The following is a 24,511-nucleotide window of genomic DNA, read 5'->3' on the forward strand; positions in this document are numbered from 1 at the left end:
GGTTACGCTCAGTTCAAAACTTCTTGAAATATTAAACCGTTTCTGATCAGACACGCCCGCCGGAGTTGCCTAGTGAGACTAATAGCGATCGAATGCCAGATCAACCATCGACGAGTTTAGAAGGCTCTTTTTTGCTTTGGTGGGTGTCCCACCTAGGCCTGTTCCGGTTTGATTTCTGAAAGTGAACAAGTCGTCGGCCTGTCCCTGATCTCCATCGCCGTTCTGATCCATCAAATTGCCGAACCGATCACTAATGTTGGGACCGACGGTAAAGCTCCACACACCCGAACTGCCCGTGGGTACAAGTTGCACACGGAACGTCCAAGGGTCGTTCGTTGGAATGACGCTCAGTACATTGACGCCGGTAGCCTTGATGTCAGCCGTCGTAAACGTCGCGGCATCGATCTCTTTGTTGAATGTCACCAACATGCTTATCGAATTCGATGTGATCTGGTCGATCTTGGCATTCACGACACGTGGACCATTATTGTCGATCAGCTGAAGCCTGTACTGTCCCACGTCGCCGTAATTTCCTTGGCTACCAACTTTGAGATAGTAAATTCCTGCTTCAAGGTTTTGCACAAGGATCTGCGCACCGTTCGAGGACGTCGGCGCGTCACTCTTGATTAGAGGGGCCGACGTCGTCCCGCCACGATAGAGTTCCAGTTTCGCATCGAGATTCTCCGTGCCAAAGAATCCGTGCGTGCCAACTTCCAAATTAATAATCGCTTGGCCACCTCCCCAATTGAAGCGATAGAAGTCGGTGTCGTTAGTCGAGCTAATCACACCATTGGCCACCAGAGTGGCAAATTCCGGGTCGATAGTCGTCAATTGCTGCGGTTCGGCAAACGAAGTTCCGATCTCGTCTGGTCGATATCCAAATCCATTTGTCGCGCTGGCGATAATCGCCATGTCGTCCTGTATGTTTCCATGGTCGTCTTTGCCGCGCCACCAAATCGTTCGTTTGTCGGTGCTAGGATTGCCCATAATGGGGCCCTTATTCGCCTCGCCCGGATGATACTCGTCGACGATCGTGTTGCCATTAAACAAGGATTGATGCTCCAAACCAAAGGCATGCCCTGCTTCATGGGAAGCGACCTTGGCAATGAAACTCGACTTTCGCACTCCAGGCAGCTCGGTCGGGGAACCAGCTTGCGGGCGGGTAAATACATAGACAACATTCTCCCATTTACGATCGGTAAACGAGTTTTTCATGGAAAGCCCACCAAGATCTTCTTCGGGAGCTGAATCACTCGTAATGACGACTCGCAGATTGTGTGAGGAATGCGCGAAGTTCCCTGGATCGACGGTCGTCACATTAATGTTAAACGGCGCGTAATCTTCAGCCACGTGGGCCCAGATTTCGCTGATGACGTTGATTCGCGCCATGGGATTGGTGGCGAGATTGTCGACCGTAAACTCGCTAGATGCCAAGTTCGGTTGAAATCCTTGGATTGCCGGCGTGCTCTGGAAATGTCCGTTGAAGTCGAGGTAAATCGTCGCCGGCGCACCAGGCAAGCTGTTGAGCGCTGGAATCGTCGCCGAAGACACATAGTCTGAGCCAGTTTTCGAGGATTCCCCAAACGATGTGGAAGTCAACGACGTGGCCGACATCATTTGCCGTGTTTCAAGCGTCTCGAAGCTTAAAGACTTCGATCCAGAAGAACGGCGTAGGGTTCGGAGAAGATGAAACATGGCTTAGCTCCCGTGGAAAACGTTTCTGATGGCTCACAGAAGTAGAAGCGCACGGACGCCGGGCATGTTACAGGCATAAGAGCTTTAATTATCGCAGGCAACCATGCCTGAAAGACGCGACGGGAGATATTTGCAGATGTGCAAAGAAATGCTTAATGCGCCACCAAGGACAAGCCAATAATAGGCATAATTTCAAAAAGTTCGTGAACGATTGAACCGTCGATAAAATTGACGCACCCTCATTATTTCTTTTGATCATCTGGCCAAATAAGTGCCTCTCTTGCGGACTTGCTACTGCCAATCCTATCGATATTCCAAAATATCCCCCGGCTGGCATTCGAGTGCTTTGCAGATCGCGTCCAGAGTTGAGAGCCGAATCGCCTTGGCCTTGCCGTTCTTCAAGACCGAAATGTTGGCCATCGTGATGCCGACTTTCTCGGCAAGTTCCGTGACGCTCATCTTCCGCTTCGCCAACATGACGTCGATGTTAATAATGATTGCCATGCCGCTCTCGTTATACCATTAGGTCGTTCTCGGATTTGATATCCACCGCATTTTGCAAAATCCGTTCAGACATCGTGGCCGCGGTGGCGATCACGATCGAACCGAAGATCGTTAAGACGCCAATGACAACGGCCGGCGGCTCATGGCTGTCGCTGAGCAAAATGAAAATCTCGCCAAATACAGCGAAACCGATGAGGGCGAGCGCACAATACTTAATGATCCACAAAGCCTTCACGCACTCTTGGGAGAACATCTGATTCTGTCTGGCATATCGCAACAACTTGAATGCATGATAGAGCGTCACGAAAAAAGGGATTGTTGCGATATACGCATACGCCAGCATGGGGTCTTGGAAATAGACCTCAAATTGCGTCGCGTTTGCGTTTCGGCCTTCAACCTGCGGCTCAAAAAACATCAGGGCCAGCACACCGAGGTCGATGAGCACGATCACTGCTTGAAGAAATATCGATGAGCTTCTTTGCATGGCGGCACCTTCTGAGAAGTGCAAAGAACCGAATACCACGCGTGGACGACCTTCGAGATGAAGTTCCCAAAAGTCAGCTTGGCCAATGCATTATAGTCCAAGATTTATCGTTTGTCGATATATTTATATTGTTAGCTATCGGAGCAATCGTATCGAAAGCCTCTACGCCAAGAAAGCGTGGGAAGGCACGAATTGTCTGCCAGGAGCGCTGAACATATCTCATAGAAGCATAGTTGGATTTGCTGGTCCAAGTTACAGGAAAAATCCTTTCAGTAGAAATCATGAACGCATCTTCTATGTCCGCATTCGCGTCGACAATAATCTTCTGGATTGCTCGTATATTAGCCGTTCTGATCCTTGGCTTTTGGGGCTTTATTATCATCGCACATCTCGTGGGAGATGCCGGAGCACCGTCGCGTGATTTGAATTTGCAGGACTATGCCGGTATTTCAGCGATGGTCGGCTCCCTTCTGGGTTTGGGACTTTCTTTCAAGTGGGAGCGAATAGGAGCAATGGTCACACTAACTGCGATAGCGATTGGGGCAACGCTGAATTGGAGGGTATTGCTGTTTCCGGGAATCCTTATTCCAATTGCTGCCGTTTTATTTCTATTGCACTCCTACCTTCGAAATAGCGAAAGCCGCCATCATGATATGGCTTCACGTCTGTAATCCTCGACACGCCGCCCCATGCATCAAGCAACCATTTGTCTTGGCACTCGCAACTCATACCTGACATGTTAACGATCGTATCAGCCTAGCAGTAGGAGAATAGTCCACTGAGGTCTGACGCCAACATGCAATCAGCGGCTCGATGAGGCAACAACACATATGACCATCACAAGGATTGCAGGCAGGAGGAGTGCGGCCAAAAATAGATACGCAACTCTGTGGGCAAAATTAAGCGTCCAGCCCATCCACTTAGAGGGCTTGGGAACAATTATTCGAGTATCCAACGGCGCGTGGTAGATACCCAAACGCCAATTCTTAGCCGTACTCCACTCTTGCTCATTGACTTCAAGTTGGTTCATAGAATTACCCCGTTTTTGCTGGTCGCCGCGAATTTAAGCGAAATTCGCTCAAATGAACCTGTCATCGCCGAGCCGGCGAAGCGGGAAATTCGAAGATGATTGGAATCTTCCTTCAAAGCCGCACTGGCAGTCAGTACTTCTGGCATCGATCACATCGACTCATCGCACGCTGCCTAATAGAGAATGCAAAACCTCACCTCGCCAAAACTGGCAAGTGTAATGACAGTCTCATAGGCTAGCAAGCAAGAGTCCGGCACAAGATATCATTAAACAGAATCACGACATTGACGATATCAAGGCAACGACGAATGCCGGTGTCAGATTCGGTGTGTGATTGCGGGCACAGATCTTGCTTATTCTGCTTATAAGAATTTGTGAATCTCGAAAACCCATGAACAGTTAAGTTAGTCCAGCGATACATGTGCGGAAACGCACGAAATCACTGATCTAAGTATACACATTACAGAATCTAAACCAGATAGAAGTTTCGCTTAACAGTCAGCAGAGAATCCTGACTATGAGACAACAATTTGCTGTGAAAGCAACTTTCAATGGGTTGCTTCAAATCAGTGCTATGTAGGCGTGTTGGCTTTCTAGATATGGTGCAAGAGATGTCCACTGCCAATTAGCAGCAGACATTTCAATAGCCGTGACTGGCGTAGTTCTCAGTGTGGCTGCAAACTGCAGCGACAAGACTGATGTTTGACGCTTGCGGAATTTATGAAAGGAATGTGCTTAAGGCTTTGAAAGCATTCTTTTCCACCTAAAAATTATGATTACAGCATGTTCAACGATTTTGAAGCGCGATAACGCAAACAACATTCCGGTTGTCTCCGCGGTCAACCGGTTGTTCTTTAGCGAGATGCAGTCATTGCCGAGCTGGCCAGTCACGCTCGTGTTGACCCTGTGTATCATCGTGGCGACTGGTACAAGTGGCTATTTGCTGTGGACTCATTTAACTTCTTCTGAAATAGCAGGGTGCGGAAGTAACGGTGGATGGGTCGACTGCGGTCATGTAGCTCAAAGCCGTTGGGCTCTGTGGCTTGGCGTTCCAGTGAGCCTTTTAGCTTTGGGCATTTATTCGACGATGGCAATTGGTTTAGTCGTAGGGTCGACTAGTTGGTTTGGCCAATCCAAGCGAAATATTGGCTGGCTTGTGGTTGCTGCGACGGCGTTTGCGGCAGGGCTGAGTGGAGTCTGGTTTGTGATACTTCAATTGCTCGTGCTCAAAGCCATTTGTCTCTACTGCATGATCGCTCATACCTGCGGTCTGGTCGCGGCCGTTACGATGTTGATTGCCGCTCCGCTGAGGAAACAGGCGAAGTTAGCAACTGCTGCCTTGAGTGTCGCTGGATTTTCCGTACTGGTCGTCGGCCAAATATTTACTCGAACGCCAGAAACGCACCGGATCGAGAGGTTTACTCCCCCCTCCGAGATTGAGTCCGAGCAATTGGAGTTTGCTCCACCAATAGAAATGAATTTCAACGATACAGAGCCGGATGCCAAATTACTTGAAGGTCCGTTGCATGATGATCAATCCTCGGTTTTTGAACCCTCTAAATCACAATTCGCATATATCTTAACGCATGCGATTGTTGCTGTGCCAAGAATTCTATCCCCAATCCTCCTGGTAGTTGAAACCAGTGAGCAAAAACTGGCAGACCGCCGACTCATAGGAATTCAGGGAGGGCACATCACCTTAGATATCGATCAGTGGCCCCTAAGTGGCTCGACCGATGCCAAGTATGTTTTCGTTGAGCTATTCGACTATCACTGTCTGTCTTGTCGTAAAACACACCAAGCTATCGCAAGTGCCAAAAAGAAGTTGGGCGAAGAATTGGCGGTCGTGTGTTTACCTATACCGATCACTCCAGCTTGCACTCCGATCATGCAAGAGATAGATGGCAAAAAAGAGGAATCATGCAACTTGGCGAACTTGGCTGTGGCAGTTTGGCGAGTCGATAAAACTTGTTTCGCACCCTACCATGATTGGCTGTTCGAAGGCCCTCAAGCTCCGAGTTATGATGTTGCAAAGGCAAGAGCAGCGAAACTAGTTGGCATAACAAAACTAGATAACGAATTAGCATCAGGAATTCCTAAGCGATATGTAGATAGCCATGTCGAGATCTACAAAAAAGTAGGTGCAGGAACAATCCCTAAGCTGATGTTTCTCCGTACGACTGTTGTGGGCGAGTACACGTCTGTCGATGGATTAATCGAACTGATTCGCCAAGAGGCAAAATAATACGGCAAAAAGGTAGCACGAAGTTCGATTTCTACTCCAGTTTTTAATACAGACTTCTGACATCACCGTGATCACAGCTGACGATTGACCTCACCACAACCACGGACTACGCTTAACTAGCATCTCTTTTCGTTGAATTCTTTGTCTGGAATCGGGTCCATGAAACATATCTTGGTAGCCACGGACTTTAGTGAAACCTCAGAGTCAGCGCTCCGCGAGGGCGCCAAGCTTGCGGCGCTCAGTGGCGCACGGCTCACCCTGCTGCATGTGATCTTTACCCAAAGTGTTTCTGAGACCCTGCTTGGTTTGGACACACTCGAACACTTAGCCCTCGCGGCCGACCAAGCTGGCGACAGAACGAGTGCCTTGGCTTCTCTGACCGAAGAAGCGCAACACAAGCTGGGTGCAGAGGTGGCTAAGTTGCCAGAGAAGCCTTCGAATTTTGAGACTGCAGTTATCGAAGGCCGACCATCGAGCGAAATCGCTGCTTACGCATCAACTCACGACGTCGACCTGATCGTGATGGGCACACATGGCCGTAGTGCACTCGGAAAGGCATTTTTAGGGAGCGTGGCCGATCATGTGATTCGTATCGCCGAGTGCCCCGTGATGGTCGTTCGCAAGTGAGCGAACGCGGATTGTCTTGCTATAAGGACGCGTTAAGTATCACCCCTACCAACAACAAAGCGAGCGCCCAGCCCCATTGGCCAAGCACTCGCTTCTCGTTTGTTCGATAGTTTCAATCCGCCTCAGCGGCTCTTCAGGCTGAGATGAACAGCGCGTCTTGATTCTCCAGTTGCTCACGCAACACACGCGCTTCCGTCGCGTAGAAGGCCGACTCGGCGAAGTGGCCGGCGATCGCGGCATCGAGTTGATCCTGGCGGATCCGGGCGAGCAACCGCCAGGCTTCGCGCCGGGTGTGGCGAAACTGCGGGGGGATAGGTATTCGATTCTTTTTGGCGTTCATAATGTCCTCCGAATTCATTCTCTCACGTTTATGTTCATTAGTTAATTATCAGACACAGGATTTCGGTTTAAGTAATCAATTTTTCGCTTCGCCGCGACAGAAATTGGTGGGGTTGGGCAAAAATGATCGCAACTCTATGAATTTCAACCGTTTAAGACGAAGATTTTTCACTGCCAGTACCGCTATCAATCACAAATTTTTGTTGCCTCTGCCCGCAAATCGCTACTTCGAGGGCCACGCTTGCATGGCCAGTTCCGCCACGCGCAACAGCTCTTTCCGCGTGGCACCCCCGGCGGCTTGGACGGCCAGACCGCGCATTACGGTCGTCACATATCGGGCCAAGTCATTGGGCTCCACGTCCGCGGGCAAATCCCCTTCCGCCTTCGCGCGTTGGAATCGTTTGCGAATCACGACCTCGCCCGCTTTACGGCGGCGCTCCAATTCTTCGCGAATTGGCTGCGCGTCGTCGCCGCAGACCAAGGCCCCCTGCACCGCCAAACATCCCCCTGGATGATCGGGGTGAGTGACCATGTTGATGCCCTCTTTCAGCAACCGATCAGCCACCTGGCGGGCGGTCGGTTCTTCGAGGGCCCGTGCGACAAACGCCGTGGGGCCCGTTTCGTAGCGATCGAGCGCCTTGCGAAAGAGCTCTTCTTTATTGCCAAACGCGGCATACAAGCTGGGCCGGTTGATCCCCATCGCCTCGGTGAGATCGGGAAGCGAAGCCCCCTCATAGCCCTTCTCCCAGAACACCCGCAGGGCCTGGTCAAGGGCTTGATCCATATCGAAATTTCTTGGTCTACCGGCAGCCATGATGACAATCGCGTCAGAAATATTAATTTTGTACCTACTGATACAATATGCCACTTGACGCGATTTGTCCAGGCCGCTAAAAATATACCGAACGGTACACAAAAGGCGGTCACACCCCTTCGAATTGGCACAGAGCCAGGAGAAATTGCAATGCCCAACTTAAATGGTAAAGTCGCGGTCGTCACAGGAGCCTCCAAAGGAATCGGTGCGGAAATCGCGCTAGAACTCGCGGCGGCTGGCGCGTCGGTCGTCGTGAATTATTCCTCCAGCAAAGCCGGCGCGGACCGCGTCGTCGGTCAAATCAAAGAGAAAGGAGGCAAGGCCGTCGCCGTGCAGGCCAATGTCTCCGAACAGGCCGACATCAAGCGGCTCTTCGAGGAAACGAAAAAGGCGTTCAGCAAGGTCGATATTCTGGTGAACAACGCCGGCGTTTATGAATTCGCCCCGCTCGGTGAAATCACCGCGGAACATTTTCACAAGCAATTCAACCTGAACGTGCTCGGTTTGTTGCTCACCACGCAAGAGGCCGCCAAACATTTCGGTGCCAACGGCGGTGCAGTGATCAACATCAGTTCTGTAGCCGCCACCATGCCATTTCCCAATGCGTCGGTCTACTGCGGCACCAAAGCCGCCGTCGACGCGGCCACGCGCTGTCTGGCCCACGAACTGGGCTCGCGCAAGATTCGCGTGAATTCCATTAACCCCGGCATGGTGGAAACCGAAGGCACGCATTCGGCAGGCATCCACGACAGTGACATGCAAAAACAGACCGCAGCCGCCACGCCGCTGGGCCGCACCGGCCAGCCCAAAGACATTGCCCCGGCGGTCGCCTTCTTGGCATCGGACGATGCTGCGTGGATCACGGGCGAGACGCTCTTTATCTCGGGCGGCATGCGATAAAGTAGTTCGAGATCATCCCATTCCTACGCATATCTAGCATGACAAAGGATTGCTAGATCGCAGCTAGTAATTCAATGAATGATGCTAGGGAGTTGATCGATGGTCACCTCCCTAGCTGCTTACTGGCGGTATTTTTTAACCGTTGTCGAACCTCAGGTGTGGTATTTACCACTAGGCTGGTCGTTTCGTGACAACCTTTGCTCTACATAACCGTCAATTTCGCTATGACGATTGAGTGCTTGAATTACAGGCTATTTCCCTTTTTCCTTAAGATCGCAATAAGAGTTTTGACTCCTCTTTGGAGCAACGTAGCCTTTCAAGTGGAGCAAACTCTCCACACTTGCCGACGGGAGAGATACCCCGATTCTCTCGACGTACTTGGATATGACATCTTTGGGCAGACGACTCTGACAATGGCCGTCGTTCACCAGTGAAAGGGTCGTCGTGAATTCAGCATCTCCGAAGACAGAACATTGCACCCTGTTGAGCAGCTTGGCAACCGTCGTCGTTGGCGGATTGGTTCTGTTGGGATGGACGCTTCACTTTGACTTGCTGAAACGCATTCTGCCAGGGTTCGTGGCCATGAACCCGCTAACAGCCTTGTGTTTCATTCGGCATCGCCCTGCCCTGCCTGCTAGGCTGGGCCGCGTATAACGTGTATATCACCAAACCCATGGCGTACGAAGATTATGTTGAAGCCGTGAAGAGACTCGGGCTACTGTCCAAGTTGTGCAAATTCCTGCAGAGGATAGAGGGTAAGAGACATAACATGAAGGGCAACGGGACAGAAACTATCCTGCACCGCCGAGGACTCGTTGCGAATCGTCCAAAAACCATTTAACCCTGATAAGTTACTCACCATTATTCGCGATGTGTTGGATCACGAGCTATGTCTGGCAAATTGAACTGGTCGGAAATGGAACCCGAGAATCGCACTATCCTAGTGGTGGACGATGACGGAACACTGCGTAATTTATTGGTCCGCTGGCTCAAAGGTGCCGGCTGGCACTGCTTGGCGGCCTCCAATGCCAGCCAGGCCCTCGAAGTTTTACGCAATCACCCCGTGCAGGTCGTGACGACCGACCTCAATATGCCTGGCCAAAACGGCATTTGGCTGCTTCAGGAAATAACGAAGAGCTACCCCGATGTTTCAGTAGTTATGCTCACGGCCTTGATCGATACCCAACGTGCGATCGATGCGTTGACGAAGGGCGCAGTCGACTATTCGCTCAAGCCGATCCAAAGCCAAGAATATTTGTTTCGTGTCCAGCAAGCCTGGGAACGGGCACAATTGGTGAAAGAACGTCGCGAACACTTGCTCATGCTCGAGCGCCGTGTTCGCGAACAAACGGTCGAATTGCGGCAGGCACAAGAAGAAACGATTCATCGCCTGGTAATCGCTTCATCCTGCCGCGACGAAGAAACCGGAGCGCATATTCGCCGCACAGGGCTGTTGAGCGAATATTTAGCGCATTGCGCTGGGTGGTCCGAAGCCGAGGCCGAGCAGCTCCGCATGGCAGCCCCCATGCACGATGTGGGCAAAATTGGGATCTCCGATGCAATTCTCCTCAAGCGGGGGAAGCTGACGGAAGCGGAGTTCGAACAAATGAAACAGCACACTATTATTGGTGCGCGGATGCTGGCTGCTTCAAGTTCGCCTGTTCTGCAGCTTGCGGAAAAAATTGCCCTTTCTCACCATGAACGTTGGGACGGTGCAGGTTATCCCCAACGGCTGGCAGGCGAGCAAATCCCCGAGGCGGCACGTATCGTTTCCATCGTCGACGTCTACGACGCCATCAGCCACGACCGGGTCTATCGCCCGGCGATGTCCGAAGAGCTTGTGCTCGAAATCATGCGGCGCGGTTTAGCTACGCATTTCGACCCGCATTTACTGACCTTATTTCTCGCCCACTATGAAGAACTGCGCGAAATTTCCCTGGCGAATCCCGACGAAGCGATTGACGATGTCCCTCGGACTCCTCTATTGGCTCGACCAGAGATGGCCTGCCAACCAGCTGAGGCAGTTTCGCTATAAACAACTCTCGTCGGATCAGCAAGTTGATTATGGACGAAGAACATGCAATGAACAACGGTATGACATCTGGTTACAGATCCCAAAACTGCTGCCGTATTGGTCCTTAAATGTCTTCAGGTCGGCCATTGGATCCGAGGAAACAGATTTCAATTATTCTCCAATAGCTACAATAACCCTAGCAAACCTCCGAGCGAAGGGATTGCCAACACGCCAACAGGAGCCATTTCTCCATAGATCGTTAGCCCATACTGGCTTCGCAGCTGTGCGGTTGTCTTGCCGACATACTCGGCTGGAATGTGAGGTTTAGCCTCGGGAAACGGCACGGCCGTTGCGACTTGGACCCCTGCATAGAGTTGACGGTTGGAATAGGGGCCATAGTTCAGAAATATCTTTGATTCATAGAACAAATGATCGATACCCCAGCCCACCTTAAACTCATTGTCCTCAAATCGCATATTGACATCCCGTTGGGTGTAGCTACCCAAGATTTCCTCGGTGAGCGGCAGCATCTTAAAGTCTCCTTGCACCGTCACGAACCGACCCGACTTGGCTGCGGGGCGAACAGAAATTCCAATACGAGTTTCAAATGATCCGCCATTGACAATCGAGTAACCACGCTTAGCGACTTCGATACCGATGTGATATCCGCTCACATGCAGATAGTCGTACACGATATTCTCGGAAACCGCGTTCGAGTTAACACCGATATTTCCCAAACCGACAAAATCATGCTCGATCGACAAATTCTGCAAGGTGATGTTACGAGCATAGGGCACGGCCGCGCCTTCGTCGTTGTTCCAGAATTGGGAGTTTTTAATCACGCTTACTGCGTTATGCGTGGCGTTGCGTTGGGTGTACCAAACCGCGATACCCACTGCTGAAGAGTAGCCCATGTTGCCTGAGAACTCTAAAATTGGAACGTCGTCAGTCAGAATAGCCTCCGCTCCATTGGCAATCGAAGGGTCAGCCAGATTGACGGCATTAAACATAGCGGCATGACCGAAATTCAAGCCCCGCGAAAAGTAGATAAATGCGTTGCCCTCGGAATGAGCAGCAACATTGTTGACGACTCGAATTCCCGTACCTTGAAACCAGAAGGCATCCCCACCGTGACCAAAATCTTGGGCTCGCAGTCTCGCCTCAACGCTTTCCCCTGAAGACTTAGTTTGAATGGCAACATTTCCGATAAACGAGCCAATCTCGTCACCCACTTCCGTAACAAAGGCTGCCCCGAGCACGTTAAACGAAACATTCTCGATAAAATCAACGTTGCTGCTGTGATTCACGTAACCCCAGCCGCCATTGTCTTCCACTACGCTGCCGCTCACCGTGGCGACTGTGCCGTCAGCCGATGTTCCCGTCCGATGAAAATGTACGGCGTAGCGAGCGCGGGGGTTGGTGCCCGTGCCAGGTACTAAATTCCAATTCGCGTCCACATCTGGGTCATTGATGACTTGCGTTTTATCCGTCCGACCCAATTTATAAAACTTGGCGTTTGCAATCTCGACGTCAGGGTTGTGCATAAACATCACGTGGCCCCGTCGTGTGATTTCATCCCCCTCTGATTCAATCACGACGTTCCTGGTCAAGTTAGCGATGTGAATCGGTTGCTCCAAAGAGATAATATTGTGGTCAGAAGTCAGAGGATCGAAAATGACACGATTGCCAATAATCACGCGAATCGTGCGAACCTCGTCCTCACCATCAACAGTCGTGCTGGGGATCACAATTCGATCACCGACGGCCCATCCAACAGGAACACTTGAAAACACCACCGATGACGAGTCCGCGGTCAAACTCCCGTTGTACGCAAGCGCCGACGTTTTGGCCGCGCCATGAATGGATACTTCGCCGTGAGTAATCAGACCGCGGCTAATCCCAAAGGGATCCCAAGCACGATCGATCACGCCGTTGTCAGTAATCACCAAGCGCGCGGTAACGTTGGCGGCAATGGGGTCGTCGGTCGTGCCCATCTCATAAGCCCCCGCGTCGGATACGATCAGCGTATCGACTCGCAACATCGTATTGACTTGAGTAGCAAACGACAATTTTCCATCCACTCGAATCGTGGCCATTTCGTTGACCAGAACACGATCGATCGTGACTTCTACACCGATCGGTATCAACACGCGGGAACCACTGGAAGGCACCAAGCCGTCATGCCAAGTCGCGGGATCGCTCCAGTCGCCGGATGAAGTTGCATAGTGTGTCACTTGGTCATAACGCACAAGTTCGAACAACGCCAGATGCTCTCTTCGCTTGCTTACATCATCCGAGTGAGGAATCAGGGTCTGTAGCGATTCTTGCTCTGTTTTGTCTCGAAGATCATCCAGCGAGTCCAACAAGTCAAAGCCTTCAACCGTTGGTAAGTGATCGATCACATGCACATCGTGATGGCCGCCCATGGAATGGGCTTGTTGGCTACCATGGGCCATCTTATTTGGATCATACACACTCAGGGCCCCAGTAAGAATAAACCAATCCAGGTCGGCCCCGCCAGCTAACGAATCAGGAACGTAGTCATCGAAGACGGTTTCTTCAGACTGGAGATAAGCCGCAAAACTCTCGTCTTCGATGTGATGAATGCGCTCGTGATAGTCGCTCGCGCTCGACCATGCGGCCATTAGTAATTCAAGGGTAGTTAGATCGTAGGCCACCAAACCACCGATAAGCAAATCTTCTCCTTGCGAGCCGTTGAGCGAATCCACTCCTTCACCACCGATTAAGACGTCATTGCCCGCGTCCCCTTCCAACGTATCGGCGCCGCTATCACCTGAGAGCAAATCATTCCCCGCCTCACCTCGCAAATAGTCATCCCCTGCTCCCCCGAAGAGGAAATTATTGCCGGCTTGGCCGTAGAGCGAATCGTTGCCATCCTGTCCCCAGAGATGGTCGGCTCCTTCACTACCAGTAAGCTGATCGTCACCGGCGCCGCCATAAAGTTTGTCGTCTCCCAAACCGCCAAACAAGCGATCGTTGCCAGCTTGGCCGTCCAAGAAATCATTTCCGGCATCACCAAACAGCTGATCTGCACCCTCTTCCCCTTCCAACCTGTCATTGCCCTCACCACCATAGAGGAGATCGTCGTCAGCGCCGCCGTACAAGGTGTCGACATCATTCTCGCCATAGAGTCGATCTGCCCCTGCATCTCCACGGAGCAAATCTTTGTCGTTCCCCCCGCGTAGAGTGTCATTGCCATCGCCGCCGAACAAACGGTCCGCCCCTTCTCCTCCATACAACGTATCATTGCCAACATCGCCCCACAAAGAGTCGTTGCCACTCTCGCCAAACATGACATCATCGTCGGCTCCCCCCGTTATTCTATCGTTGCCGTCGCCGCCATAGATTTCGTCGTTACCCCGATCACCATGTAAAGAGTCGTCGCCCGCATCACCAAAAAGTTTATCATCACCAAGATGTCCGATTAGATAGTCATTGCCTAAACCACCGCGTAAGGAATCGTTTCCTTCTCCACCCTTCAGTTGATCGTTTCCATCACCACCTTGTAAGGCATCGTCGCCGTCATCTCCCAAAAGCAGATCATTGCCATCGTCACCTTTAAGTGCGTCATTATCTGCCCCCCCGCTCAACTTATCTTCACCATCACCGCCATTCAGGTCATCGTCCCCAGCTTCTCCTGACAAGGAATCATCGCCCTCGTCGCCGAAAAGGCGGTCATCACCTTGCTGGCCATTAAGCAAGTCGTTACCCAAGCCACCCCGCAAGACATCATTCTCGGTGCCTCCGCGCAGAATATCATCTCCCTCATTTCCGTAGATTATGTCGTTGCCCTCGTCACCAGAGAGAACGTCGTTTCCAGCATTTCCTAACAGCGTGTCATTGCCCAGCCCTCCCATTAGAGAGTCGTCGTGATCTCCTCCTTCAAGGCGATCATTACCATCTCCGCCGGAAAGAGAGTCATTACCTTCGTCGCCGTAAATGCGATCGTCACCACGTTCTCCGAACAATTGATCATTGCCCGTTCCCCCACGCATGTAATCAGCACCTTCTCCTCCTAGAATTAAATCGCTCCCGTCACCCCCCGTGATCGTATCGTTCCCAGCATCACCATGAATCACATCATTTCCGATCGAGCCACGGAGTATGTCGTTTCCATCTCCACCAATCAGCAAATCGCCGCCTTCACCGCCGTCAAAATCATCGACGTTCGTGCCTCCCATTAATGTGTCGTTGCCGCCTTCGCCCACGGCCCGCGAAGGAAGATTTGTGGAGTTAACAAAAGTGTCGTCTCCATCCTTGCCAACAAAGTGAATCTGCGTGACTTGCGAAGCGAGATAGTCCAGAACGATTGACTCGTCACCCGATTCCAATTGCGCTTTGATATTGCCATTGGCCGCCTGGGTTATTGTCACCGTGTCCGCATCGCTGCTTCCCGTGACGACCAACTTCGAGCCGTTCAAATAAAATTGCGCAGCACTCACCGCCAACAACCGGCGATCTTCGAGCGACTCCACGCCCAGCGCGCATTGTGTGACGGGTTTCGCCTTACGGGCCTTCTTCTGGGAATTGAAAAGATCGGAAATACCACGGAGAAGGTTTGCTATCGACATGGGTCTCTATTGGGAGTGCGAGACAAAGATGACGTCACTGCCATCCTGCTCAAGGAAAGAAAATATGTGTGCAACGTTTATCGCGACATCACTGCGCGAACAAAACATCCATGTTGCAAACCATGACTGGCATCATGGCGGCATCAAAGCGATTTACCTAAAGAGGACGCAGTCCCTGGCGTAAGGTAAATGCGAATGTCCATCGAAAAGCCCCTGCATCTGAAGAGTAGGCAATGTCATCGGGAAAAGAAACACAGATTTCACTTTTTTTCGGTCTTCCGACAAATAAAGCGCACAGACCGTGGGATCCAAATTGCTACAAATTCTCCGGCTCACCAATCCCGTAAACTTGGTATTTTTCCGAGCCGACTAAAAGAGCACCCCCCTAAGTGAGGATCGGGCTCACCACCTGCCCGTGAACATCTGTCAGTCGATAGCGGCGGCCTTGGAACTTGTAGGTGAGCCGCTCGTGATCGACCCCCAGCAAATGCAGCAGCGTTGCCTGCAAATCGTGTACGTGGACCGGATTCTTCACAATGTTGTATCCAAACGGATCGGTCTCGCCGTAAACTAAACCCGGCTTCACACCCGCACCCGCCATCCACATCGTAAAACATCGGGGATGGTGATCGCGGCCGTAATTCGAGGCTGTGAGTTCTCCCTGGCTGTAACTGGTTCTTCCGAACTCCCCCCCCCACACGACAAGGGTGTCTTCTAGCAGTCCGCGTTGTTTCAAATCGGTAATCAGTGCCGCGCATGCCTGATCCGTGGCTTGGCACTGCTCGGTCAGCCCCGACGGCAAATTGTCGTGCTGATCCCACCCGCGGTGAAACAGCTGAATGAAGCGCACGTCGCGCTCCGCCAGTTTTCGGGCGAGCAAACAATTGGCGGCAAACGTCCCCGGTTTGCGCGAATCAGGGCCATACAAATCGAAAATGTGCTCCGGCTCCTGCGACATATCCGTCACTTCGGGCACAGAAGTTTGCATCCGAAATGCCATTTCATATTGAGCGATTCGCGCTGAAATCGCCGGGTCGAGCGTCTTCTCGGCTTGGATCTGGTGCAACTCCCGCAAGCGATCGAGCATGCCGCGTCGGCTTGCCGCAGAAATTCCCGCGGGGTTATTTAAGTACAACACCGGGTCCTGTCCCGCTCGAAATTGCACGCCCTGATGCACCGAAGGAAGAAATCCGCTTCCCCACAACCGCGAATACAACGGTTGCCCCCCCGCGCCGCGACTCACCAATACACAGAATGCTGGCAGATTGTCGTTAGACGATCCGAGACCGTAGCTCAGCCAAGCCCCGATCGAAGGCCGACCCGCGATCTGCGAACCCGTTTGAAAAAATGTCGTCGCGGGATCGTGGTTTATCGCCTCGGTGTACATCGAACGAATGATGCACAGTTCGTCGATCACCTTCGCCGTGTGCGGCAACAGCTCGCTAACCCACGTACCGTTCTGGCCGTGCTGATTGAATTTGAAAATCGAGCCCGCCAGCGGCAATGTCGCTTGATTTCCCGACATGCCCGTGAGCCGCTGCCCCTGACGTACCGAGTCGGGCAACTCTTCGCCGTTTCTTTCGTTGAGCAGAGGTTTGTAGTCGAACATCTCCATCTGCGACGGCCCGCCGCTCATGAAGAGATAGATCACCCGCTTTGCCTTGGCAGGAAAATGCAAATTCGGCAACACACCGCCAGAAGGCGAACCAACGACCGACGCGGCAGCCGGCACATTACTTCCCAACATATGCGCCAACACGGCAGAGCCGAGCCCGACACTCGTGCGGGCAAAGAAATGCCGCCGCGTCATGTCCCCGCTCTGGTCATCGACATGGTCGTTATACGAGCAACTCATTGTTTGGTAACCGTTTCGTAATGGTTCATCACCGCCTCGGCCACGACCGTCATCCCCGCGAGCTTGGCCGGATCCAACGCTTCGTCCGACCGATGATCACCCACCGTCAAAAATTCTTTGGCCGCAGCGGGCGACGCTCGGAAACCTGCATACTGCTCCGCGTAAAGCTTCTCTAGCAATTGTAACTCGCTGTCCAACGGGGTTCGGCCAATAAACAGGCGGAACAACTTGCCAATCTGCTCAGAGACCGAATTTTGTGGTTCGAGCAAGACACTTTCCGCCGCGGCACGTGCTGCTTCGACATACTGCGGATCATTGAGCAGCACCAACGCCTGTAACGGCGTGGCCGTTGTCTGTCGCTGGACAACACATACTTCGCGATCCGTGGCATCAAGTGTCACCATCGCGGGGGGCGGAGAAGTTCGCTTCCAAAATGTGTATAAGCTGCGGCGACGGCTCCCCGCGCCTTCGTCACGCACATAGGATTCAGAACCCTTTTCTTCCCACAAGCCGGGAGGTTCATAAGGCTTCACCGGCGGGCCACCCATTTGCTCGACCAGCAAACCACTTAAATAGAGTGCCGTGTCGCGAATCATTTCAGCCGACAATCGATACCGCGGCCCACGGGCAAGCAACAAATTCTGTGGGTCTTCTTCCCGCAACTCCGGATTACAATCCGACGATTGTTGATAAGTCTCCGACATCACAATCTGTTTGATGAGTGCTTTCACGTCCCAACCCGAATCAATAAATGATTGAGCCAGATAATCAAGCAATTCTGGATGCGTGGGCAATTGCCCCTGGCTGCCAAAATCATTCGCGGTCGGCACCAACCCTTGTCCAAATAATGATTGCCAAAAGCGATTGACCGTCACTCGTGCGGTGAGCGGATTCGCCGGATCAACCACCCACTCGGCGAGCCCCAACCGATTCTTCGGCAAGTCCTCGCGTAGCTTGGGCAGCCCACTCGGTGTTTCCGGATTCACCGACGTGCTCGGCGCATCATATGCCCCACGAGCCAGCAAATACGTCTGCCGCTTCTCTGGCAGCTCCTGCATCACCATAATCTCGGGAATCTCATCCAGAAAATCGCTTCTCTGCTTCCGCAACTCGCGAAGTTTCTCAACCGCTTGTACATAGCCGCTCGCCGGCTTAGCGTTCTCCTCCCCCAAAACCTCCCCACTAAACAACCGCCCCACCTCCACCGACATCAACTCACGATTGAAAATCTTCAACTCATCCACAAGCCCATCCTTAAACCCACGATCCCGAAATCGTTGGCCAATCGTAAATTCATCAGCCGTGTCCAAATCCCCTTCATTATTCGCGCGGGCCCGCTTGATGTAGTTAATCGTCTTCGTGAGCTTGTCGCGCACTACGTCGGTCTGTTGCAACGCACCATTGAGATAAATTTTGAGCCCATCCGCTCGGCTCGAACCATCATACGTCACCGTCACTTGCTGCCACTCATTCAGTGGCAATTCATGCTTAGTCCGCACGCTGATCGCATTCCCCGGCCAGAAGTGAATCAACGCCGCATTGAGCTTGCCATTCTCAATCAGCAGCTCGTAACCCCGACTCCCCGCGTCCGACCATGCCCGCGAACGATGCCACACCACGGCTCGCTCTTTCTTCTCAGGCGTATTAATCCACAAACTGATCGTGAACGGATCGTCGCGCGTGAAATCGCCGCCAACTTTGGTCGAGAACTTGTTCTCGCCGCTCAGATGTAAGCCATTTCCGTTCTGACCAGCAACGATCTTCACTTCCCCTTCCGTCTTAGCCGGTTGATCTTTGCCCGCATCATTCGTGATTGTCTTGTCGACGATTTCTTCCATCCTGAAGTCACCGATCAATCCCGCATTTTCCGTGAACACACCAAACTCAGCACCCTGCTCTTTGGCAATCGCTGCTAATCGCTTTTCCGCGGCAGCAATCTGTTCGTCGAATTTCTTGAGTTGCTCCTTTTGCTCCGTCGTCGTTTGCAACAACGTCGGCGTTGGCACCGCCGACGTGAAGTGGGAATACAATCCGCTTTCATCGATGTTGTCGAAGAACGCGAACAGTTGGTAATAATCTTTTTGGCTGATTGGATCGAACTTGTGATCGTGACAACGAGCGCACTGCACGGTGAGTCCCAAGAACGCCGTGCCAAACGTGTCGACTCGATCCACGACATATTCCACGCGGAACTCTTCGTCGATGCTCCCCCCTTCATTCGTTTGCCGATGCAAGCGATTGAACGCGGTCGCCAAGATTTGCTCGTCGGTCGCGTTGGGCAGCAGATCACCCGCCAATTGCCACACGATGAATTGATCGAACGGCAAGTTCTCATTGAACGCCTTCACCACCCAATCTCGCCACGACCACACCGCGCGGTACTTATCCGATTGATAGCCATGCGTGTCTGCGTAGCGAGCCACGTCGAGCCAATCCACCGCCATTCGTTCCCCATAGCGGGGCGAGGCCAACAACCGATCAACCAATTTTTCATAAGCCTCCGGCGATTCATCCGCCAAGAACGCATCCACCTCTTCAAGCGTCGGCGGCAAACCGGTCAAATCAAACGTCACCCGCCGTATCAACTGTTCCTTCGAAGCCGGCCCCGCCAACTTCAACCCCAAGGCTTTCAACTTCGCCGCCACAAATCGATCAATCCCCCCCCCTTTCGGTTTAGCGTCCCCAACCACCAACGGCAAAAACGACCAATGTGGTTTCCACTCCGCCCCTTGTTCAATCCACTTACGAATCAGGGCAATCTCTTCCTCCGAAACCGACAGCTTCGAATCCACCGGCGGCATCCGCATGCTCTCGTCGTCGGTGGTTAGGCGATTCATAATCTCGCTCGCCTCGGGATCACCTGGCACGATCGGGCGCATGCCCGAATCCGCTTCACCCAGCGCACTTTCTTTCTGATCGAGTCGAAACCCACCTTGCTGATCTTCTTGGTCAGGTCCGTGGCAGGTGTAGCAGCGATCCGACAAAATCGGCTTGATATGAAAATTAAAATCAACCCGCTTGGGGAGCTCAGCCCGGAGCGTCCCCGCAAAACCGCAGCTAAGCAGCAGGAAAAACCACAGTGCAGAAGAGAATCGATTCTTCATCACAGCCCGTGGGAAGACGTAGAACGGAGAGGAAAGGGGGCGGCCTAGAATCAGCCCCGCCGACAAAAAAGTTCGCATCGGCGAAATGCCGCATTACTTTTATACTACTCCAAGGCTCCGCGAACGTGGAGTGCCGTCCCCTGCATGCTAAGGGAAGAATCTCGCAACAGTATTGCGAAAAAGGACGGATCAGCTCGCATATTCAGAAACGCCGCTTGGCCATGATTATTCTCCCTTGAAAATCCCACCGAACCCGTCATGAGCCATAACCACTCGCACGCCCCCGCCAACTACGGCCGCGCCTTTCTCATTGGCATCACATTGAACCTGATCTATGTGGTCGTCGAAGCCGGCTTCGGATTCTGGGATAATTCTCTCGCGCTGCTCTCCGATGCTGGACACAACCTCAGCGACATCATCGGTCTGCTGCTCGCCTGGGGCGGTTTTGCCTTGGCACGAATCGCCCCCAGCCCCGGCCGCACCTACGGTTGGCGCGGTTCGACAATCCTCGCCGCTGTGTTCAATGCCATACTCCTGCTTCTGGCCATCGGAGCGATTGTTTGGGAAGCGGTCCGCCGCCTGTTTGAACCAAGCGAAATTCCCGGTGCCAGCATGATCGTCGTGGCCGCAATTGGCGTGGTCGTCAACACGCTCACCGCCCTGCTCTTCATGCGTGGTCGCCATCACGACGTCAACATTCGCGGCGCGTTCTTGCACATGGCTGCCGATGCGGGAGTTTCGCTCGGCGTTGTGATCGCTGGCATCGTCATTCGTGCTACCGGCTGGCATTGGGTCGATCCGGCCACGAGTATCATGATCGCGGCCGTGATCTTCATCAGCACCTGGGGTCTACTCAAAGAATCGCTCAACCTCGCGATGCACGCCGTCCCCCCCAACATCGATCCCCATGAAGTTCAAAACTATCTCGCCTCCGTCCCCGGCATCACCGAGGTCCACGACCTCCACATCTGGGCCATGAGCACCACCGAAACGGCGCTCACCGTTCATTTGGTCAAACCCACAGTCGAGGACGACGATCAACTCCTATGCACTTTGCAAAAGGAACTCCACGACCGCTTCGGCATCGAGCACACCACAATCCAAATCATGCGACTATCAGCCACGATTGCTTGTAGTCTCGCATCCAAACACGACCATCACTAAGATTGGTATCTCTCATGGACGACAGCGAAATTCTCTATACTCCTGATCCCAACGAAGCCCAACTCACTTGGCGGGCCGTCATCGTCGGTTCACTCACGGGCAGCATCGTCGCCTGCACGAATATTTATGTCGGCCTTAAAATTGGTTGGGCATTTGGTGCATCCATTATTTCTGCCGTGTTGAGTTATTCGATCTTCGCGGCACTCAACAGCCGACTCGGGGTACTCGAGACCAACATCGCGCAAGCCTCTGGCTCCACGGCCGGATACATGTCAAGTTCAGCAGGACTTCTCGCAGCCATCCCCGCCATGATGCTCTTGGGATATCCCGTTTCAGGTATTTCGATCGTGCTGTGGGGGACCGTGGTGACCTTGTTGGGAATTTTCTTCGCCGTACCGTTACGTCGCCAATTCGTCGAGATCGAAAAACTGCGATTCCCCGATGGCACTGCCACCGCGGAAACAATTCTCGCCATGGCGTCTGATGCAGGCGATGCCTTGATCAAGTCTCGCGTACTCCTCGGATCAGCACTCTTAGCCGGGGCCTTCACGCTGGCATCCCACTTTAACGAACACATCATGTCACCCCCGCTGGCGGAATGGTTTGGCATTGGCGCACTGGCCACGGCGGCCATGTGGGGATTCAAGGTTACATTGGGCCCATCACTCATCGGCGCTGGCATGATTATGAGCTCACGTGTAGTCTGGTCACTCGTTGCCGGTGCCGTCACCGGTTGGGGAATCCTCGGGCCGCTGGCTCAAAGCACAGGTTGGGCCCCGGGCGCGGTCATGAGTTTTGCCGATGGCCCGCGCGGATGGATCCTCTGGACCGGCGTGGCTGTCTTGGTCAGTGAATCGCTCACCTCGTTGGCTCTCTCTTGGCGAACCTTTGTTAAAACCTTAACAACGCCAACGTCTCTTGGTGAAGGTGCTGACGCCGACCCCGAAGCCATTCCCAACAGTTGGTGGATCGGCGGTATTCTCATTGCCTCGCCGATTCTCATGGTGATTGCCGACTACTTTTTTAATATCCCCTGGTATCTGACAGCGATTGCGATTCCCATGTCGGCGGTCCTCGCGTCGGTGGGCGTGCGCTCGGTGGGCGAAACCAACGTCAATCCCGTCGGTGGACTCGGCAAAGTGACCCAGCTGGTCTACGGTGCAATCGCGCCGGGGCAAATGTCGACCAATCTCATGGCTGCCGCCATCACCGCCGGGGGTGCCAGTCAGGCTGCCGACATGATGCAGGACCTCAAGACCGGCTATTTGCTAGGAGCGTCACCGCGCAAACTGTTCATCGCTCAACTCGGCGGAGTTGTGGCAGGGGTGATCTTTGTTGTTCCGGTTTTTCAAGTTCTGACCAACGCCTGGGGACTTGGCAGTGAAAAACTTCCCGCACCCGCGGCCTTTGCTTGGAAGGCCATGGCCGAAGTCCTTGCCGATGGCCTGGACTCCTTGCCCCGCCACGCGACCACGGCCGCTGCCATCGCCGCTCTCTTCGGGGCCGCACTCCCTTGCTTGCGTCGTTTTCCCCGCGTGAAACCATTTGTTCCCAGCGGTTTGGCTTTCGGCATCGGCTTTATCACGCTTCCCGAGCATGCCCTCTGCATGTTCTATGGGCTTCTCATTTTGTATGCTTGGCAACTTTTCAATTCGAAATCCGCTGAGAAACTTAGCTTTGCCGTGGCGTCTGGTTTTATTGCCGGTGAAGGCCTCATGGGAATTGTCAACGCGATACTCACCATTGCCCAGGATCAATTACAAGCAAAATAAGAATATGGCCTCCGTCATCACCAAGACCGTACTGCTGCTGATCGCATCCAACGTCTTCATGACGTTCGCGTGGTACGCGCATCTCAAGGAACTCAACCACAAACCGTGGTACATCGCGGCGATTCTGAGTTGGGGCGTCGCGCTGTTTGAATATCTGCTGCAAGTCCCCGCCAACCGCATCGGTTACACGATGCTCGACTTGCCCAAGCTTAAGATCATGCAAGAAGTGATCACACTCGCCGTCTTCGTGCCATTTTCAATTTGGTATATGAAGCAGCCGATCAAACTCGACTTCCTCTGGGCAGGCCTCTGCCTCTGCGGCGCGGTGTTTTTTATCTTCCGTAAATAGCGCTCTTACATTCCACTCACACCGGCCCCCGCACATGCGGCCGCACCTTATCCCAATAAAACTTGGTCAACTTCTCCCGCAACGTCAGATCAAGGGCCGCCGTCTGGCTCGCTCCCGCATTCTCAGCCACCTGCTCTGGCCGCGTCGTTCCCGCGATGATCGTGCTCACTGCCGGGTGATCCAAAATCCACCGCAACGCGAATTGACCCAGCGGCATCTCAGCCGGCGCCATCGCCTTCAATTCTTCAACGAGTGAAACACCCTTCTCAAACGGCAGGCCCGAGAATGTCTCACCGACGTTAAATCGCTGCCCATCGCGATTGTGATTGCGATGATCTTCCGCCGCGAACTGCCGCTCGGCGGTCATCTTCCCGCCCAACAACCCACTGGCCAGCGGCAATCGCACGATGATCCCCACATTGGCTGCCTGCGCCGCGGGCAACAACTCTTCGACGGCATCCTGCCGCAGCAAACTGAAAATGATTTGCAACGTCGCCAACCCCGGTTGCTGCAAACAATACAAAGCTTCTTCCACCGTCTCGACGCTCGCCCCGTAATGCCGAATCAATCCTTCGCTCTTGAACTCTTCGAGCCAACCAAAAATTTCCCCCGTCTTCAATAAATCAAACGGCACGCAATGCAGCTGCACCAAATCGAGCGAGTTTCCACCGATGCGTTCCAGCGATGCCACCAAACTCGCCCGCACGCGGCCCGCCGAATACTTGTTCGGATAAAGATCGCCGCTTCGCCCGACTTTCGTCACGATCGTGGGTCGTTCATTCCCCGTCGCATCGCAATTCTTGAGGCACCAACTACCGATCCGCGTTTCACTCAACCCCGCGCCATAAACGTCGGCCGTATCCCAAAAGTTAATCCCCTGCCGCGCTGCTTCATCCAGAATCGCTTCGGCACGCTCATCAGAAATCGCACCGAAGTCGCCCCCCAACTGCCAGCAACCCAGCCCAATCTCCGAAACACGATAACCAGTCTTCCCCAAAGTACGATACTGCATTCCAATTCTCC

Annotated in this window: 19 protein-coding genes; 9 read left to right on the top strand and 10 right to left on the bottom strand. The window is 53.1% G+C overall.

Translation table 11 applies throughout. From position 1 onward, the window contains the following. Positions 1–78 precede the first annotated feature (78 nt). The 3 genes from AC6T8Q_RS17750 to AC6T8Q_RS17760 all read right to left on the bottom strand — a co-directional run bounded on the left by AC6T8Q_RS17750 (position 79) and on the right by AC6T8Q_RS17760 (position 2,683). Positions 79–1,695: a hypothetical protein gene (locus AC6T8Q_RS17750; RefSeq protein WP_500680355.1), complete on the bottom strand. Its 1,617-nt coding sequence runs from the start codon at positions 1,693–1,695 to the stop codon at positions 79–81. A 303-nt stretch (positions 1,696–1,998) separates the two neighbouring features. Continuing rightward, a complete protein-coding gene (locus AC6T8Q_RS17755) occupies positions 1,999–2,199 on the bottom strand; it encodes a helix-turn-helix domain-containing protein (RefSeq protein ID WP_496921497.1) in 201 nt (66 codons plus the stop codon). Positions 2,200–2,209: 10 nt separating this feature from the next. Beyond that, positions 2,210–2,683 (bottom strand): DUF2975 domain-containing protein, encoded by a 474-nt coding sequence (locus AC6T8Q_RS17760; RefSeq protein WP_500680356.1) that lies wholly within the window; start codon positions 2,681–2,683, stop codon positions 2,210–2,212. A 233-nt stretch (positions 2,684–2,916) separates the two neighbouring features. On the opposite strand from AC6T8Q_RS17760, the gene AC6T8Q_RS17765 reads away from it, so the two are divergent. Then, complete coding sequence (locus tag AC6T8Q_RS17765; protein ID WP_500680357.1) at positions 2,917–3,354, top strand: DUF7670 domain-containing protein; 438 nt, start codon at positions 2,917–2,919, stop codon at positions 3,352–3,354. A gap of 131 nt (positions 3,355–3,485) precedes the next feature. On the opposite strand, the gene AC6T8Q_RS17770 is transcribed toward AC6T8Q_RS17765, so the two are convergent. Continuing rightward, positions 3,486–3,713: a DUF5808 domain-containing protein gene (locus AC6T8Q_RS17770; RefSeq protein ID WP_500680358.1), complete on the bottom strand. Its 228-nt coding sequence runs from the start codon at positions 3,711–3,713 to the stop codon at positions 3,486–3,488. A 772-nt stretch (positions 3,714–4,485) separates the two neighbouring features. On the opposite strand from AC6T8Q_RS17770, the gene AC6T8Q_RS17775 reads away from it, so the two are divergent. Together AC6T8Q_RS17775 and AC6T8Q_RS17780 are read left to right on the top strand one after the other, a co-directional pair. Continuing rightward, positions 4,486–5,958, top strand: a complete 1,473-nt coding sequence (locus AC6T8Q_RS17775) for a vitamin K epoxide reductase family protein (RefSeq protein ID WP_500680359.1) — start codon at positions 4,486–4,488, stop codon at positions 5,956–5,958. A 159-nt stretch (positions 5,959–6,117) separates the two neighbouring features. Further along, positions 6,118–6,585: a universal stress protein gene (locus AC6T8Q_RS17780; protein WP_496921493.1), complete on the top strand. Its 468-nt coding sequence runs from the start codon at positions 6,118–6,120 to the stop codon at positions 6,583–6,585. Between the two features lie 133 nt (positions 6,586–6,718). Here the strand turns inward: AC6T8Q_RS17780 and AC6T8Q_RS17785 are convergent, their stop codons facing one another. Further along, positions 6,719–6,925: a hypothetical protein gene (locus tag AC6T8Q_RS17785; protein ID WP_496921492.1), complete on the bottom strand. Its 207-nt coding sequence runs from the start codon at positions 6,923–6,925 to the stop codon at positions 6,719–6,721. Positions 6,926–7,147: 222 nt separating this feature from the next. Continuing rightward, positions 7,148–7,708 (bottom strand): TetR/AcrR family transcriptional regulator, encoded by a 561-nt coding sequence (locus tag AC6T8Q_RS17790; RefSeq protein ID WP_500680360.1) that lies wholly within the window; start codon positions 7,706–7,708, stop codon positions 7,148–7,150. 180 nt (positions 7,709–7,888) lie between these two features. Here AC6T8Q_RS17790 and AC6T8Q_RS17795 point away from each other — a divergent pair, with 180 nt between their 5' ends. From AC6T8Q_RS17795 to AC6T8Q_RS17805, 3 genes are all read left to right on the top strand, one after another. Beyond that, the gene (locus AC6T8Q_RS17795; RefSeq protein WP_500680361.1) at positions 7,889–8,638 is read left to right on the top strand and encodes a glucose 1-dehydrogenase; all 750 of its coding nucleotides are present in this window, start codon (positions 7,889–7,891) and stop codon (positions 8,636–8,638) included. A gap of 444 nt (positions 8,639–9,082) precedes the next feature. Then, positions 9,083–9,292 carry a hypothetical protein gene (locus AC6T8Q_RS17800; RefSeq protein ID WP_500680362.1) on the top strand — a complete coding sequence of 70 codons (210 nt, stop codon included), beginning with the start codon at positions 9,083–9,085 and terminating at the stop codon, positions 9,290–9,292. A 235-nt stretch (positions 9,293–9,527) separates the two neighbouring features. Beyond that, a complete protein-coding gene (locus AC6T8Q_RS17805; protein ID WP_500680363.1) occupies positions 9,528–10,673 on the top strand; it encodes a response regulator in 1,146 nt (381 codons plus the stop codon). Between the two features lie 164 nt (positions 10,674–10,837). Here the strand turns inward: AC6T8Q_RS17805 and AC6T8Q_RS17810 are convergent, their stop codons facing one another. The 3 genes from AC6T8Q_RS17810 to AC6T8Q_RS17820 all read right to left on the bottom strand — a co-directional run bounded on the left by AC6T8Q_RS17810 (position 10,838) and on the right by AC6T8Q_RS17820 (position 20,281). Beyond that, positions 10,838–15,244 carry a G8 domain-containing protein gene (locus AC6T8Q_RS17810; protein ID WP_500680364.1) on the bottom strand — a complete coding sequence of 1,469 codons (4,407 nt, stop codon included), beginning with the start codon at positions 15,242–15,244 and terminating at the stop codon, positions 10,838–10,840. A 385-nt stretch (positions 15,245–15,629) separates the two neighbouring features. After that, a complete protein-coding gene (locus tag AC6T8Q_RS17815; RefSeq protein ID WP_500680365.1) occupies positions 15,630–17,099 on the bottom strand; it encodes a DUF1501 domain-containing protein in 1,470 nt (489 codons plus the stop codon). After that, positions 17,096–20,281, bottom strand: coding sequence for a DUF1553 domain-containing protein (locus tag AC6T8Q_RS17820; RefSeq protein ID WP_500680366.1), 3,186 nt, complete (start codon positions 20,279–20,281; stop codon positions 17,096–17,098). Before AC6T8Q_RS17820 ends, AC6T8Q_RS17815 begins: the two co-directional genes overlap by 4 nt. Positions 20,282–20,461: 180 nt before the next feature. Here AC6T8Q_RS17820 and AC6T8Q_RS17825 point away from each other — a divergent pair, with 180 nt between their 5' ends. From AC6T8Q_RS17825 to AC6T8Q_RS17835, 3 genes are read left to right on the top strand one after another with little or no spacing between them, the layout of a single operon-like run. Further along, positions 20,462–21,367, top strand: a complete 906-nt coding sequence (locus AC6T8Q_RS17825) for a cation diffusion facilitator family transporter (RefSeq protein ID WP_500680367.1) — start codon at positions 20,462–20,464, stop codon at positions 21,365–21,367. Positions 21,368–21,381: 14 nt separating this feature from the next. Next, positions 21,382–23,139 carry an OPT family oligopeptide transporter gene (locus tag AC6T8Q_RS17830; protein WP_500680368.1) on the top strand — a complete coding sequence of 586 codons (1,758 nt, stop codon included), beginning with the start codon at positions 21,382–21,384 and terminating at the stop codon, positions 23,137–23,139. 4 nt (positions 23,140–23,143) lie between these two features. After that, positions 23,144–23,488 carry a DMT family protein gene (locus AC6T8Q_RS17835; protein WP_500680369.1) on the top strand — a complete coding sequence of 115 codons (345 nt, stop codon included), beginning with the start codon at positions 23,144–23,146 and terminating at the stop codon, positions 23,486–23,488. 16 nt (positions 23,489–23,504) lie between these two features. Here the strand turns inward: AC6T8Q_RS17835 and AC6T8Q_RS17840 are convergent, their stop codons facing one another. Beyond that, entirely contained in the window at positions 23,505–24,500 is a 996-nt protein-coding gene (locus AC6T8Q_RS17840; RefSeq protein WP_500680370.1) for an aldo/keto reductase, read from the bottom strand. Positions 24,501–24,511 lie beyond the last annotated feature (11 nt).

Origin of the sequence: Bythopirellula sp. (assembly GCF_041737835.1) — a bacterium.
Taxonomy (GTDB): domain Bacteria; phylum Planctomycetota; class Planctomycetia; order Pirellulales; family Lacipirellulaceae; genus Bythopirellula.

Bases quoted from the DNA above. Each gene is read 5' to 3' on its own strand.
- AC6T8Q_RS17750 (WP_500680355.1), bottom strand. From the start codon at position 1,695: ATGTTTCATCTTCTCCGAACCCTACGCCGTTCTTCTGGATCGAAGTCT.
- AC6T8Q_RS17755 (WP_496921497.1), bottom strand. From the start codon at position 2,199: ATGGCAATCATTATTAACATCGACGTCATGTTGGCGAAGCGGAAGATG.
- AC6T8Q_RS17760 (WP_500680356.1), bottom strand. From the start codon at position 2,683: ATGCAAAGAAGCTCATCGATATTTCTTCAAGCAGTGATCGTGCTCATC.
- AC6T8Q_RS17770 (WP_500680358.1), bottom strand. From the start codon at position 3,713: ATGAACCAACTTGAAGTCAATGAGCAAGAGTGGAGTACGGCTAAGAAT.
- AC6T8Q_RS17775 (WP_500680359.1), top strand. From the start codon at position 4,486: ATGATTACAGCATGTTCAACGATTTTGAAGCGCGATAACGCAAACAAC.
- AC6T8Q_RS17780 (WP_496921493.1), top strand. From the start codon at position 6,118: ATGAAACATATCTTGGTAGCCACGGACTTTAGTGAAACCTCAGAGTCA.
- AC6T8Q_RS17785 (WP_496921492.1), bottom strand. From the start codon at position 6,925: ATGAACGCCAAAAAGAATCGAATACCTATCCCCCCGCAGTTTCGCCAC.
- AC6T8Q_RS17790 (WP_500680360.1), bottom strand. From the start codon at position 7,708: ATGGATCAAGCCCTTGACCAGGCCCTGCGGGTGTTCTGGGAGAAGGGC.
- AC6T8Q_RS17795 (WP_500680361.1), top strand. From the start codon at position 7,889: ATGCCCAACTTAAATGGTAAAGTCGCGGTCGTCACAGGAGCCTCCAAA.
- AC6T8Q_RS17805 (WP_500680363.1), top strand. From the start codon at position 9,528: ATGTCTGGCAAATTGAACTGGTCGGAAATGGAACCCGAGAATCGCACT.
- AC6T8Q_RS17810 (WP_500680364.1), bottom strand. From the start codon at position 15,244: ATGTCGATAGCAAACCTTCTCCGTGGTATTTCCGATCTTTTCAATTCC.
- AC6T8Q_RS17815 (WP_500680365.1), bottom strand. From the start codon at position 17,099: ATGAGTTGCTCGTATAACGACCATGTCGATGACCAGAGCGGGGACATG.
- AC6T8Q_RS17820 (WP_500680366.1), bottom strand. From the start codon at position 20,281: ATGCGAACTTTTTTGTCGGCGGGGCTGATTCTAGGCCGCCCCCTTTCC.
- AC6T8Q_RS17825 (WP_500680367.1), top strand. From the start codon at position 20,462: ATGAGCCATAACCACTCGCACGCCCCCGCCAACTACGGCCGCGCCTTT.
- AC6T8Q_RS17830 (WP_500680368.1), top strand. From the start codon at position 21,382: ATGGACGACAGCGAAATTCTCTATACTCCTGATCCCAACGAAGCCCAA.
- AC6T8Q_RS17835 (WP_500680369.1), top strand. From the start codon at position 23,144: ATGGCCTCCGTCATCACCAAGACCGTACTGCTGCTGATCGCATCCAAC.
- AC6T8Q_RS17840 (WP_500680370.1), bottom strand. From the start codon at position 24,500: ATGCAGTATCGTACTTTGGGGAAGACTGGTTATCGTGTTTCGGAGATT.